Origin of the sequence: Prevotella sp. MGM1 (assembly GCF_002933775.1) — a bacterium.
In the GTDB taxonomy this organism is placed as follows: domain Bacteria; phylum Bacteroidota; class Bacteroidia; order Bacteroidales; family Bacteroidaceae; genus Prevotella.
Window position 1 is genome coordinate 1 of sequence record NZ_BEWV01000042.1, and the last position, 14,918, is coordinate 14,918.

Below are 14,918 nucleotides of genomic sequence, written 5' to 3' on the forward strand. Positions count from 1 at the left end.
GAGTCTACCGAATCAAACTCTATATTGCTCAATATTGCCTGTGAGAGAAAACCGTCAGGAACGAACCTTGAATACATTCGCTTGTTGAAATCACGAGAATATAACTTTTTAGTACCATTAAAGACACTGATGTGAATGATATTATCATAATAAACGCTCTCCACCTTCACCCCATCGTCATTGTAGGAATACTTTATCACCTTATACGTTGTAGGATTTACGGCTATATAACAATGATAACGTACGCTGTTATACACCACAACCGTATCTTTCTTCAAATCGTGTGTAACGATTGGCAATTGAGGCTTTTCTATTTTAAAGGCTTTTTCTTTATCCGGTTCCATGCTTTTCACCAGTTTCAGAACATCACCATTATGATTTTTCAACAAAAACAAGTTCTTTGTCAATTTCAAAATCGGATATTTGGTTATGTCACGACCGATACATAATGTATCCGCACTGACACGGAAAAATGTCGGCTGACTTGTGGTATCAGGATAAAAGATAGTATCCTTTTCTATCTTAAAAACAGGGGCTTCGGTTTCGAAGTCGATCCAAATTCCTTGTAAATTTGCTTTGGCTTCTTTGTCTTCCGTTATAAAACCAACCTGTGATTGTTTTTCATTTTGTCCACACCCGCAAACAAAAACAACAATGAGGAATAAAAGAAAAAGCCACTTGTTCATTCTATAAGTATTATATGTATATATCATTTGCCAATACAATGATACTCGAAACCGTTCTCTTTAAGCTCCTCGCTATCAAATATATTACGCCCGTCTATCACCAGAGGATATTTCATGGCTTTCTTTATGACCATCCATGTAGGCAAACGAAATTCTTTCCATTCAGTAAGCAGAAGCAAAGCATCTGCATCAAGCACCGCATCATATTTGTCACGACAATAAGTAACCTTATCACCGATGCGCCGTTTGCACTCATCCATGGCTACCGGGTCATAGACCCGGACTGTGCAACCGGCTGAAAGCAAATGTTCTATCATGACAAGAGCTGTACTTTCCCGCATGTCATCCGTTTCCGGCTTGAAAGACAAACCCCACAAAGCAATCGTCTTACCTTGTAAGCCGACTTCCTTATATACATTTTTCAATTTGTCAAACAACACTGCTTTCTGCTTTTCATTGACTCGTTCAACGGCTTTAAGGACTTCCATAGAATATCCTTTCTTGTCAGCTGTCTTTATCAAAGCCTTGACATCTTTTGGAAAACAAGAACCGCCATAGCCGCATCCGGCATACAAGAACTTCCTGCCTATACGTGTATCAGCCCCTATTCCCGCTCTTACCATATTGACATCCGCACCGACCAACTCACACAAATTAGCAATATCGTTCATAAAGGAGATGCGGGTAGCCAACATCGAGTTTGCGGCATATTTAGTCATTTCGGCCGAAGGAATATCCATAAATATGACACGGAAGTTGTTTATAAGGAATGGTTTATATAATTTAGTCAGGACTTTCTTTGCCTGTTCACTCTCGACTCCAACAACAACACGATCGGGAGACATGAAATCACTTACGGCATTACCTTCCTTTAAAAACTCAGGGTTACTTGCCACATCAAATTTCACGTCTACCCCACGCTTATCCAGCTCATCCTGGATTGTCGCACGCACTTTGGCCGCAGTTCCGACAGGAACCGTACTCTTGGTTACCACCACGAGATATTTAGTCAAATTCTTGCCAATGGTGCTCGCTACCTCCAACACATATTTGAGATCTGCACTACCGTCTTCATCCGGTGGGGTGCCAACAGCCGAGAAAACAATCTCCTGATCATTCAGTACAGAAGCTAAATCGGTCGTAAACCTCAATCTCCCGGCCTTTACGTTTTTCACAACCAACTCATCCAGCCCCGGCTCATAAATAGGTATTTCGCCTCTTTTAAGACGCTCGATTTTATTTAAATCGACATCTACACATGTGACATTCGCCCCTGTATCAGCAAAACACGTTCCGGATACAAGACCAACATAGCCGGTACCTATTATAGCTATATTCATTTTTCAGATATTAATACTCAATCAAACAAAACCGCATCTTTAAGCAATTGCGCTTTGAGATCCTTGTCGCTCATCACAACATTATTTTCCTCAATCGGCCACTTAATTCCAAGCGCAGGATCATTATACAATATACTCGCCTCGCTCTGTGGCGAATAAACATTGTCCACCTTATAGGTAAACACCGCTTCATCGCTCATTACAAGAAACCCATGAGCAAAACCACGCGGTATAAAAAACTGTCGCTTGTTCTCTTCACTAAGTTCAACCATCACATGTTGCCCGAAAGTAGGACTGCTTTTACGCAGGTCGACCGCAACGTCAAGTACTTTCCCTTTTATGACACGGACCAATTTGGCCTGAGAAAATTCTCCTTTTTGATAATGCAGACCGCGCAATACACCATAACTTGATTTTGACTCATTGTCTTGTATGAAATCGACATGACCTATATTGCTTTCAAAGTCAGCTTTTTTCCAAGCCTCGAAAAAATATCCACGTGCGTCATTAAAGACTTTCGGCTCTATAATATAAACACCTTCTATACTTGTTTTTTTGTATTCCATAAGATAATAAAGATTTATATTTCCGTTGTGCAAATGTAATAAATAAATTCCGTTTAGATATTGTTTTGCCAATTTAATTCTACATTAACTTGCTTTTATTTGCAAATATCCGCGAAAAGACTTAATTTTGCAGCCATGATTGAATTGGAAAGACATATTGAGATTCTTTTACTTGGTAATGACTGTGTAATAGTCCCCGGATTAGGAGGCTTTATGACACATCACTCAGAGGCGCGTTATGACGACAACGAACATTTATACCTGCCGCCATTGCGCACAATAGGATTCAATCCCCAACTTAAATTAAATGATTCTTTACTTGCCCAGTCATATATTGAGGCATACGATATAAGTTATCCGGAGGCAATACGAAGGATAGAAGAAGAAGTACATGAGTTGAAACAACATCTTCGGAACGACGGTAAATACGAGCTGAACGATATTGGGATATTATACATCAACGAAGAAAACAAGTATAATTTCGAGCCATGTGAATGCGGAATACTATCGCCGGATTTATACGGTTTGGATTCTGTTGAAATAAAAAAAATATCAAAAGATGAAATGACTTCATCCATAGCCGATATTGACAAGGAGGTCATTATATCCGAGAATACCGAAATTGAGGATGACAACCTTTCAGACGATAAAACAATAAGAATCAAGGTCGCATGGATTAGAAACGCTGTTGCTGTAGCCGCGTCACTCATTGCATTCTTATTCATCACGACTCCTATCTCAAACAGTAACAACAGCTATATCACCGGAAATATCAATAATGGAATAATATCCAATATCAATCCGACATCCGGTAGTGAAAAAATGCACAAAATAACTCCAAAAGAGATTAAGGCAGCTGTTTCACAAAAAGATACTATCACAGGCATTAAACCGGATGCAAATCACAATATATCCACAAAAGATCAAGATACAGGAGCATACTGCATTGTTTTGGCGAGTAGAACGACAGAAAGAAATGCTAATATGTATATTCAGGAATTACATAAAAACGGGTATAAAGACGCACATATATACATCAACAACAATATCGTAAGGGTCGTATATGGCCATTACAATAATGAGTCCGAAGCGTATTCCGCATTGCGTTCTGCACATAATAATGAATATTTTGAACAAGCTTGGGTATATAAAAAGAAATGAAAAGAGTAAGATGCCCGAAATGTGATAACTATATCACATTTGATGAAACAAAATACGAATCAGGCCAATCACTGTTGTTTGAATGTCCTGAATGTGGAAAACAGTTTAGAATAAGAATTGGAGTATCTAAATTGCGAGCAACTCAAAAGGAAGAAAATCCCGATGAGAATGCAAATGAAAACGGCTTTGGTTCTATTGTTGTGATAGAAAACGTCTTCCATTATAAGCAAGTCATCCCATTACAATATGGAGATAATGTCATAGGACGCTATATGAAAGGTAGCAAAACAAATACTCCTATCGAGACCAACGATCCAAGTATAGATATAACACATTGTATAATAAATGTCTGTCGCGACAAAAAAGGTAAATTGAGATATATTTTACGTGACGGTCCTAGCTATACCGGAACATTCGTTGATAATGAAATTTTAGGCGATAAAGAACGTAGGGTTATCAGCGACGGCTCTCTTTTCACGATTGGAGCTACAAGTATAATACTACGGGAAGCCCAAACCAAAGATACAGATAGTATTTAGATTTTTTGTTCAAACACTTTCATTATCGTCGTTTGATATGTGATAATGAGGAACCCATATTTGCTTTGCATCTAAAAATCAGGCTCAAATTCTGTATCAATAAATTTATTGATACAGAATTTGAGCCTGATCAATTGTTAATCGGCCTTATAAATTTATTTACTCATCAGGACATAAGTATTTATTACCTGTTTGCTTGATAAGTTCACGAGCATAGTTTGCAGGATATCCGAGACGTTCAACCTTTGAACCAAGACCATATTTTGTTCTTGTAAATTTACCGTCTTTCTCTGGTTTAACTATCATATCATTGTATTTTACAATAAGATAGAAAGCGAGTTGCTGCCAACGAGAAAGCATTTGACCAGCTTTTTCAGCTGTATAATTTGTCAGATATTCCACAGCCTGTGCCGGCTCTTTAGCATATAACTCCATTGCCTGTTTCTCAACCTCCATCTGCAAGTCAAAATAAGATGCATCAAGAGAATCACGAACAGCTTCAAGACTATGAAACATCTGGCTATATCTGGGATATACCATATTACTAACCCAATTGCAAACCCAATAAGCACTATTCATTTTAAATGTTAAGGCATCAGCACCAGGAGCATTATAACATTCCGGAACACGTACTGCACAACAATAAACAGGAGTGAATGGTACCATATTCCCGTCATCATTGCCAAACCACAATATTCCACCTATCTCACGAGGAAGCCATGAACGCATCTGACTTACATAAACGAAACCAGACTGTTGGGTCGACGTGGGACGTTCGTTGAAATATGTCTTGCCATCAACTTCAAACGCCAATGGTGTAGGGCGGTAAGGCATCTGCCATATTCCGCCACCTATATCACTGTCAAGAGCGAACGGTGTCCCCTCATAATGGTCACGCATACAGTTTTCCAAATCATGAACACTTATCTTTTTATTAGGCGTAATCCATAAAGGCATTGGTTTCGCATCTTTAACCTTACCTTCGGCGTATGGTATATACTGAGCCATTTCGGTACTATAATGATTGAAAAAACTCCAAACACGAGCTTCACAATAGCGACGTCCGCCAAAATCCGGATAAGCATAAGCCTCACAGAAGCTGAAATCAGCATCCTTTCCATCAAACCATCCCTTACTGCGAGCAAACTTTATAGCATTCTTTGAATACATTACATTCTGCTTGTCTTTCTGGTTAAATGTACGTATTCTGCTTTGATTTGCATGCGCACAGATTGCATCATCCGGTATACGCAAAGCTACCCATACTACGGATTTACTACCGGCTCCGCATCCCATCATCTCCATTATCCACGCTTCATTAGGGTCACAAACAGTAAACGTTTCCCCCTCGCTATTGTATCCGTATGTCTCTGCCAAAGTTGTCATAGTCCTAATAGCTTCACGAGCAGTACGAGAACGTTGTAATGCAATATAAATCAATGAACCGTAATCAAGAATACCGGTTGAATCCACCATTTCTTCGCGCCCTCCGAATGTTGTCTCTCCTATCGTAACCTGATATTCATTTATATTTCCAATAACATTGTAAGTCTCAGGCGCTTCTGGTATTTCTCCGTGATACTTGTTAGTATCCCAGTCAAAAATTTTACGCATTGCTCCTTTCTCATGTTTGGCAGCCGGATAATGACATAATGTCTGATACATTCCATAATCATCAGCACTATACGTACACATCACGGAGCCATCCGCACTTGCTTTCTTACCAACGATAAGATTGGTACACGCCATGGCACTTCCATACACCATAAGCGCAAATACTATTAACGCTTTCTTTCTCATCATTATTTATATTAAACTCTTTTTCTATTTCATTTATTCTTTCTACAAATATTCGTAAATTAGGCTTAATACACAATTTTAGTATTAAACACCCTTGTATTTTCACGATGATCTGTTGCGAAGAATTTCAAGTGATGAACATTTCCAGTCTTCTCTATTGGTGTATCACTTAAATCACAGACTACCATTGAGCACTTTTCAACTTTCTCGAAAAGTACAAACCGACCATCGACATATCCCTTATAAGTCTTGATCCCGCTTTTGTTATCATCTACTTCCAATTCTACAACAGCCAATTTGCTCCATTGTTCCTGTCTTACCGGAGTTATTTCCGGAGCTTCATCGTCATAATCCAACTCATATAAAAGTCCTAGATCCCTTATTTGTCCTGTCACCCAACCGTTTCTATACTCGCCTCCATAATACCGATATTTATCATCATGCCCGACGATAAAAAGTTTGCTCGGATCCTTTACCTTTCCTTTAACAGCAATACTCAGTTCAGCCCATTGTAATAACGGATATGAAGTATTACTAAAAGAATACATTGGAGAACTCTTGCCTTCCTTTTGCCTTACCTCTGGTCTCAAATGAATATCGTCCGCCAAAGTACCGTAAGGAATTACAAGCTGCATGCCCGGCAATGAATAACAATTTGTTTTATCCCACTTCAGCATTAACGTAAAATCCCCATCGTCATCCTCTTTCGAAATATTTTGTGCAATTCCACTCACCACAAATTTGTAATTTGACGTATTTCCAAATATATCCCGTAAAATATATTCCAAATGATAATCACGCTCTTCATTTATGTCTACTATCCCCAAACTATCATCCGCTTTCAACATGTCAAGCCTGTTGCTTGGTGTCGTAAATGATTTCATATACCATACTCCGCTTTGATAATAATGACCGTAATCTCCCCAAACATTCACCATCCTTGTGCTTTGCGAGGGGAAGTCCGTAACACATGCATGAAAAACTTCCTTTCCATCAACCAATAGTATTGTTTCATACACTCCATATCTATTATACGTGGCCTCTGAATAATCATTTGCCCATAAACCAAATCCAATTTTACCCCAACCTATGAAATGCTCCTCCATGTTATGTGAGATAAATCGAAATGCCTGACAGGTACGATTTTTATTAAACAATCCCAAATCCTTCATCGGATACACCAGAAATCCGTGAGCCATTGGTGGGGTCTCATCTTTAATATATGAACTTAACACACTAAGAGGATCTAATAATCTACCAGTTTTTGTGTCTCGCAATTCAAGATGCAAGTGTGGAGCTTGACTAGCACCCGTATTTCCACTAACAGCGATAAGTTGTCCTTCAGACAATGGGCAATCCAATGGAGACAATCTTACGTCTGCAATATATGATTGATTTTCATACTGCCATTTCCTCAATAGCGATTTTATGCGTGGTGAAAAAGATTTCAAATGACAATACACGCTGGTCTTTCCATCCGGATGAGCCACATAGACAGCATTACCGAAGCCAAACATTCCGACTGTAATTCTGCTCACATATCCTTCACCGATAGAATAGATAGGTTTACCCTCTACCCCACCTGTTTTCACATCAATACCGTTATGGAAATGATTGGGGCGAGGCTCACCAAAATTCCCCGCCAAAGACATTTCATAGTCTACCGGCGGGGTGTAATTGATTGATATTGCCAAAAACAATCCGGCAATAAAACTCAACATGCCTTAAAACTCATATCAAGTCCTTTTACCGAGTGTGTCAAAGCGCCAACAGAAATAAAATCGACCCCACACTCTGCATAATCACGAATAGTGTCGAATGTTATTCCACCGCTCGACTCAACTTCGTATACACCATTCACAAGCTCTACAGCTTTCCTGGTATCATCCACAGAGAAATTATCAAGCATTATTCTATTCACTCCACCACAGTCAAGCACCTGACGCAACTCATCAAAATCACGAACCTCTATTTCTATTTTCAAGTCAAGTCCATTGGTTTTGAGATAATCATGACATCTGTTTATTGCATTGGATATACCTCCTGCAAAGTCTATATGATTGTCTTTCAGCAATATCATATCGAAAAGTCCGATACGATGATTGCACCCTCCACCTATCTTTACAGCCTGCTTTTCAAGCATTCGCATTCCGGGTGTTGTTTTTCTTGTGTCCAATATTCGCGTTTTCGTTCCTGCGATACGTTCCACATATTTATTAGTCATGGTTGCAATACCGCTCATACGTTGCATTATATTCAACATGAGCCTTTCTGTTTGCAACAAAGAACGTACTTTTCCCGTGACAACCATCGCCACGTCACCTTTACTCACCTTAACACCATCATTTATAAGCACTTCCACATTCATTGACGAATCAAAACGTGCAAAGACCTTTTGGGCTACTTCCACTCCTGCCAATATACCGTCCTCCTTTATCAGAAGATGCGATTTTCCCATAGCTTCATCCGGTATGCAACATAGCGTTGTATGATCCCCATCACCTATATCTTCCGCAAAAGAAAGATCTATCAGTCTGTCTGTCAATTCGTTTACACTTAACATAGCTATCTCTATTATATTATATTATATTATATTATTTATAAATAAATACCAAATCCTACTCGGAAACCTACAGTACTATAATCACTGTGACTCTTGAAAGACTGATTATAATATATTTCCGGTTCAATTGTTACGGTATGGCTGATGAAAAAAGCATAACCCACCTGCAAACTCGGCATAAAATCATCATAATTATTGTTTGAATGCAGATAATTTACAGAGGCTCCTAAATACAATCCGTTCTGAACTATATAATAACGTGCGCCTGCGCCAAGAGTATAAGCAGCCGGCACGTCTTTTTTCTTATCATAGCCGATCTGTCCCGTTATCATGAAATCTTCACTGAAAAGATAACCGGCTTTGGCTTGTAAGCCCAAAGAACTTTTTTCTGTTCCGTTATAACTCAGGTTTAGCCCAGACAAAGAAGAGCCTATATACTTCTTACCTTGCTCAAATTGCGCATTGGCAGCCATTGTCACAACCAATCCGACAAGCATAAAAACTAATTTCTTTTTCATTGTTCTATTATTTAATTTTGTGATTTTTTATATTTCCCGTACCACATCCTAAACCACACCGTCGCTATCACAAAAACGAGTGTGCCCAAAGCATAAGCTACCTGAGCATCCATATGAAACGCTTGCCTTGAAGCGAAAAGGAAAGTAGCACATACAGTGGTCATAAATAATGCCGGTATCAATGCTATTATATAACACTTATTCTCCCTTACAAGATATACTGTAAGTGTCCATAAAGTAAATACAGACAATGCCTGATTGGCCCATCCGAAATATTGCCATATTATATTAAATCCGTCCGGATTGCCAATCTGCCACAACAAAAACATAATAGAAACAACAAACAACGGAACAGAAATATAAAAACGTTGCAATATGTTTTTTTGTCCGATACTGATATTTTCCGCAATAATCAAACGAGCAGATCTGAAAGCCGTGTCACCACTCGTAATCGGAGCTGCAACAACACCAAGCAGAGCCAACACTCCACCAACAACACCCAACCAATCATTACAAATGATATTCACCACGGCTGGAGCCGATGTATGGAACCCCGTTTCTCTCGCTGCCTCCAATACATGATAGCCAGGGGTCGGCTCTCCATAAAAGAAATACATCGACACGGTAGCCCATATCAACGCTACAATTCCCTCTGTTATCATAGAACCGTAAAAGATCGGACGCCCCATCTTCTCACTCTTCACACAGCGAGCCATCAAGGGACTTTGTGTAGCGTGAAAACCACTAATTGCGCCACAGGCCACTGTTATAAACAGGCAAGGGAATATATTGTCTGTCCACGATATATCGGTTTTTACAGCCATATTATCAAGACCATCCCAAAATTCCGGTAAACGTGGCATCTCGATGAGAAGAATTACCATCAATGCCAACGCCATGAAAAGCAGGGATATGGCAAACAACGGATAGATCTTGCCTATCACCTTATCTATAGGCAACATTGTCGCTACCACATAATAAATAAATATTACAAATACCCACATCATGGAAGAACCTCCGATTGACTCTAGTATCACTGCCGGACTGTACACAAAAACCGTTCCAACCATTATCAACAACAATACCGTGAATACAAGCATTATTTTCTTTGCTGCCTGTCCGAGATACTTGCCTACCAAAACAGGAAGACCGCTTCCCCCGTTACGCATAGACAACATTCCACTGAGATAATCATGCGTGGCGCCGGCAAAAATACATCCTAACACTATCCAAAGATAACAAGACGGCCCGAATTTAGCCCCCATTATAGCTCCGAAAATAGGTCCTGTACCTGCTATATTGAGAAACTGAATCATGAATATCTTCCAATTAGGAAGAACAATATAATCTACCCCGTCAGCCTTTGCCACCGCAGGTGTAATCCTGTCGTCCGGACCAAAGACCCTTTCTACGAAACGGCCATAAAAAAAGTACCCGATTACCAAAGCCGCAAGGCTCAATATAAAAGAAATCATATTATCGGTTTTTATTTTAAAATCTTCATGCAAAAGTAAGTATTTAATTTGAGATATAAAAAAATAATGATAACTTTGCGCCAAAATACTTTAAACATGAAAGTTTTAAAACGTATATATAAATACATAGCTATAATATCACTCTTTTTTTCTATCTCTCAATTATCGGCCAATGCACATATCCCGTCACCCAAACACGAGGTGCGGGCAGTATGGCTCACAACAATAGGAGGGCTTGACTGGCCGCACTCTTATGCACGGTCGGAAAACTCAGTGAAAATACAAAAGAAGGAGTTATGCGACATTCTTGACAAATTGAAAAAAGCAAACATAAATACCGTTCTGCTACAAACACGTATACGAGGAACCGTCATTTATCCATCGGCATACGAACCATGGGACGGTTCTATGTCAGGTATTCCCGGGCTTTCACCTGGATATGACCCATTGGCATTCGCCATAGACGAATGCCACAAACGGGGAATGGAGCTACACGCATGGGTTGTCACCATCCCCATAGGAAGATGGAACAACACCGGGTGCAAAAAATTGAGATATAAATATCCGAACATGATAAAAAGAATAGGTGATGAAGGATACATAAACCCCGAACACCCACAAGCCGGTCCATACATAGCAGATATATGCGGTGAGATTACAGAAAACTATGACATAGACGGGATACACCTGGATTACATCAGATATCCTGAAACATGGAACAGGAAAATCAATCGCAGACAAGGCAGAGAATATATAACCGGTATTGTGAAAATGATACATAACAGGGTGAAAGGAAGAAAACCATGGGTTAAAATAAGCTGCTCACCAATAGGAAAATTTGATGATTTGACAAGATATAGAAGTCACGGCTGGAATGCTTATACCACAGTATGCCAAGATGCACAAGGCTGGTTACAAGACGGATTTATGGACGAATTATTCCCGATGATATACTTTAAAGGCAACCAGTTTTATCCGTTTGCCCTTGACTGGAAAGAGAACGGTAATGGGCGAATAATCTGCGCAGGATTAGGCATTTATTTCATGTCTGATAAAGAAAAAGATTGGGATGTTGAGTTGTTTAAAAGAAAGATGAATGTATTAAGAGCAAACGGAATGGGACATGCATTCTTCCGCTCACGTTTCTTCACGGAAAATATCAAAGGAATATATGATCTTACTTCCGATGAAATCGATAAAAATCCAGCGTTGATACCACCGATGACATGGCAATGGAATGTTAAACCGTCCGCACCGTCGTCCATGACCATTACCAATACAAAAACAGGATATCTCATCTGTTGGAACGGTGCCAAAGACATGTCAGACGGTACTTACCTATCTTATAACATATATTCATCTCCTTCATATCCCGTAGACATCGATGATGCAAGAAACATCATTGCTACACGATACTTGAAACAAGAAATATTCATAGCTCACGAAAGAAACAAAAGACCACGATATTATGCTGTAACAGCCATGGACAGGTACGGTAATGAAAGCCAGCCTATAAGCATTCCCCCAAAAACAACAAAAGAAAACAGAAGTTATTTACTAAAAAACGATGGCAAGACACTAAGTGTACCCCCAAAAACAAACATTCTATCGGCTGATTATCTGATAATTGAAACACTTCAGGGAGGAATTGTTGCAACAAGACCGTATATCGATGAAACCGCCGATATTTCAGATCTTTCGGAAGGAATGTACGTTCTAAGGTCGTTAGGTCAAAAAGGCATAACTCACAGACTTGGAACATTCATAATAAAACGGCATTAATCTTATAAATTAAGAATCAGAAATAAAGACGATACTAAATAAAATGCGAAGAGCGGATAAATGTAATGCGAAAACCCCGATTAAAATACAAAAAGGCTTAATCATGGTGTTACATAGATGACAAATCTCAAGCCATACTTATTGTTCCGCAGACTGATTATATTAATGTATATCGAAAGAATAAGATAGCTTTTTATAAAAAAAATCCAAATTTATTTCCTTTTACCGCTGAAAATCAGTATATTTGCACTCCAATTAACGAAAAAGGGATAAAATATTATAAATAATTCAGATATTCACAAACAATTAAAATGACTAAAGCAGATATCATAAACAAGATTGTAGCAGATACCGGATTGGCTAAAAAAGACGTTGCAACTACAATTGAAGCCTTTATGGAAGAAATACGACAAAGCTTGACAGAAAAAAAAGAAGATGTATTCCTTAGAGGCTTTGGCAGTTTTATTGTTAAGCACCGTGCACAAAAGACAGCCCGTAACATTTCAAAGAATACAACCATAGTCATTGAGGCTCATGATTACCCCGGATTTAAGCCGGCAAAGAGTTTCATTGAAAAAATGAAATAATCAAACATTTAATAATAATCAAATTAAAATCTTAAGCTATGCCAAGCGGAAAAAAGAAAAAGGGCCACAAGATGGCAACTCACAAGCGTAAAAAGAGATTGAGAAAGAACAGACACAAGAGCAAATAAGCAGAGCTTGATTGCAAGTCTATTCAAAAAAGAAATGAGAGGAGTGTGTCAATAAAGTTCATCAGAACTTTGGCACACCCTTTCTATTTAAGAAACAGACGAGAATTACAAGAAACAAGAAGAAATGACAAGCGAAGTAATTATTGATGTACAGCCCAAAGAGATCTCCATCGCTTTACTTGAAGACAAAAGCCTGGTGGAATATCAGAACGAGACACGTTCCGCATCTTTCTCCGTAGGCAACATCTATGTGGCAAAAGTAAGAAAACTGATGCCCGGGCTAAACGCATGTTTCGTAGACGTGGGATTTGAGCGAGATGCTTTCTTGCATTACCTTGATTTAGGTTCTCAATTTAACTCATACGAAAAGTATCTCAAACAAGTACAAAGCGACAGAAAAAGACTTTATCCGATATCAAAGGCATCAAGACTGCCTGACCTTAAAAAGGACGGAAGCGTACAAACGGCCCTAAAAGTAGGACAGGAAGTGATGGTACAGATTGTCAAAGAACCAATATCCACAAAGGGACCGCGTCTGACATGCGAACTTAGTTTTGCCGGACGATATATTGTCTTGATACCATTTAATGATAAAGTCTCTGTTTCCTCAAAAATTAAAAAAGGCGAAGAACGAGCAAGGCTCAAGCAACTCATCCAAAGCATAAAACCCAAGAACTTTGGAGTTATTGTGCGTACCTCTGCCGAGGGTAAACGAGTTGCGGAACTGGATACAGAATTAAAGATTTTGCTTAAACGTTGGGAAGATGCCATAACAAAAGTGCAGAAAACCACCGTACGCCCGCAAGTTGTATTTGAAGAAACAGGGAGAGCCGTCGCTCTATTGCGAGATTTATTCAATCCCACTTATGATGGCATTTATGTCAATGACACGGAGATTTTCAGCCAAATAAGAGATTATGTCGGGTTAATAGCCCCTGACAAAGTAGACATTGTAAAACAATATAATGGGCAAGTGCCCATTTTCGACAATTTCAATGTCACAAAGCAAATTAAATCCGCTTTTGGAAGAACCGTAAATTACAAGCGTGGCGCTTATCTCATCATTGAACATACAGAAGCCTTACACGTAGTGGATGTCAACAGCGGCAACAGGACAAGAGCTGAAAACGGACAAGAGGCAAATGCGCTTGAAGTAAACCTCGGTGCCGCCGATGAACTGGCACGCCAACTACGCTTACGCGATATGGGAGGTATAATTGTTGTCGATTTCATTGACATGAACCTTGCAGAAGACAGACAAATGCTCTATGAGCGCATGTGTAAAAACATGCAAAAAGACAGAGCAAGGCATAATATACTGCCGCTAAGCAAGTTCGGACTGATGCAAATCACCCGCCAAAGAGTGCGTCCGGCAATGGATGTTAACGTGGAAGAGACATGCCCGACATGTTTCGGACGCGGCAAAATAAAATCAAGCATACTGTTTACAGATCAATTGGAGAGTAAAATTGACCGTTTAGTCAATAAGATAGGTATCAAGAAACTGTATCTTCATGTACATCCGTATGTAGCCGCCTACATAAATCAAGGATTAGTTTCCATGAAAAGAAAATGGCAAATTAAATATGGCCTGGGAATAAATGTTGTTCCATCACAAAAGATGGCTTTCCTTCAATATGAATTCTATGACAAAAACAAAGAATTCATCGATATGAAAGAAGAAATAGAGATACAGTAGTAAATATAAAAACACGGGAATACAATTAGTTATTTCCGTGTTTTTTTGTATTTCACAGATATTTTTATTTATTT

The 14,918-nt window shown here is 39.1% G+C and carries 13 protein-coding genes; 5 read left to right on the forward strand and 8 right to left on the reverse strand.

Annotation, left to right across the window (positions count from 1 at the left end; genetic code table 11):
• From MoGM_RS00645 to rfbC, 3 genes are all read right to left on the reverse strand, one after another.
• A partial coding sequence (locus tag MoGM_RS00645) for a DUF4738 domain-containing protein (protein WP_158249528.1) occupies positions 1-686 on the reverse strand: 686 nt, incomplete at its 3' end.
• Positions 687-709: 23 nt separating this feature from the next.
• A complete protein-coding gene (locus MoGM_RS00650; protein ID WP_104368305.1) occupies positions 710-2,026 on the reverse strand; it encodes a UDP-glucose/GDP-mannose dehydrogenase family protein in 1,317 nt (438 codons plus the stop codon).
• 17 nt (positions 2,027-2,043) lie between these two features.
• Positions 2,044-2,592: a dTDP-4-dehydrorhamnose 3,5-epimerase gene (rfbC, locus tag MoGM_RS00655; protein ID WP_104368306.1), complete on the reverse strand. Its 549-nt coding sequence runs from the start codon at positions 2,590-2,592 to the stop codon at positions 2,044-2,046.
• A 135-nt stretch (positions 2,593-2,727) separates the two neighbouring features.
• On the opposite strand from rfbC, the gene MoGM_RS00660 reads away from it, so the two are divergent.
• Positions 2,728-3,753 (forward strand): SPOR domain-containing protein, encoded by a 1,026-nt coding sequence (locus tag MoGM_RS00660; RefSeq protein ID WP_104368307.1) that lies wholly within the window; start codon positions 2,728-2,730, stop codon positions 3,751-3,753.
• Complete coding sequence (locus tag MoGM_RS00665) at positions 3,750-4,292, forward strand: FHA domain-containing protein (RefSeq protein WP_104368308.1); 543 nt, start codon at positions 3,750-3,752, stop codon at positions 4,290-4,292. The genes MoGM_RS00660 and MoGM_RS00665 overlap by 4 nt, the downstream gene beginning before the upstream one ends.
• A 159-nt stretch (positions 4,293-4,451) precedes the next feature.
• Here the strand turns inward: MoGM_RS00665 and MoGM_RS00670 are convergent, their stop codons facing one another.
• From MoGM_RS00670 to MoGM_RS00690, 5 genes are all read right to left on the reverse strand, one after another.
• Complete coding sequence (locus MoGM_RS00670) at positions 4,452-6,095, reverse strand: dipeptidase (protein WP_371410487.1); 1,644 nt, start codon at positions 6,093-6,095, stop codon at positions 4,452-4,454.
• A gap of 62 nt (positions 6,096-6,157) precedes the next feature.
• Entirely contained in the window at positions 6,158-7,813 is a 1,656-nt protein-coding gene (locus MoGM_RS00675) for a M23 family metallopeptidase (RefSeq protein ID WP_104368309.1), read from the reverse strand.
• Positions 7,807-8,655: a carboxylating nicotinate-nucleotide diphosphorylase gene (gene nadC, locus MoGM_RS00680; protein ID WP_104368310.1), complete on the reverse strand. Its 849-nt coding sequence runs from the start codon at positions 8,653-8,655 to the stop codon at positions 7,807-7,809. The genes MoGM_RS00675 and nadC overlap by 7 nt, the downstream gene beginning before the upstream one ends.
• 35 nt (positions 8,656-8,690) lie before the next feature.
• Entirely contained in the window at positions 8,691-9,173 is a 483-nt protein-coding gene (locus tag MoGM_RS00685) for an outer membrane beta-barrel protein (RefSeq protein WP_104368311.1), read from the reverse strand.
• Positions 9,174-9,184: 11 nt separating this feature from the next.
• Positions 9,185-10,648 (reverse strand): carbon starvation protein A, encoded by a 1,464-nt coding sequence (locus tag MoGM_RS00690; RefSeq protein ID WP_104368312.1) that lies wholly within the window; start codon positions 10,646-10,648, stop codon positions 9,185-9,187.
• Between the two features lie 96 nt (positions 10,649-10,744).
• Here MoGM_RS00690 and MoGM_RS00695 point away from each other — a divergent pair, with 96 nt between their 5' ends.
• The 3 genes from MoGM_RS00695 to MoGM_RS00705 all read left to right on the forward strand — a co-directional run bounded on the left by MoGM_RS00695 (position 10,745) and on the right by MoGM_RS00705 (position 14,844).
• Entirely contained in the window at positions 10,745-12,430 is a 1,686-nt protein-coding gene (locus MoGM_RS00695) for a glycoside hydrolase family 10 protein (RefSeq protein WP_104368313.1), read from the forward strand.
• A 311-nt stretch (positions 12,431-12,741) separates the two neighbouring features.
• Positions 12,742-13,017 (forward strand): HU family DNA-binding protein, encoded by a 276-nt coding sequence (locus MoGM_RS00700; protein WP_104368314.1) that lies wholly within the window; start codon positions 12,742-12,744, stop codon positions 13,015-13,017.
• Between the two features lie 252 nt (positions 13,018-13,269).
• A complete protein-coding gene (locus tag MoGM_RS00705) occupies positions 13,270-14,844 on the forward strand; it encodes an Rne/Rng family ribonuclease (protein ID WP_104368315.1) in 1,575 nt (524 codons plus the stop codon).
• Positions 14,845-14,918 lie beyond the last annotated feature (74 nt).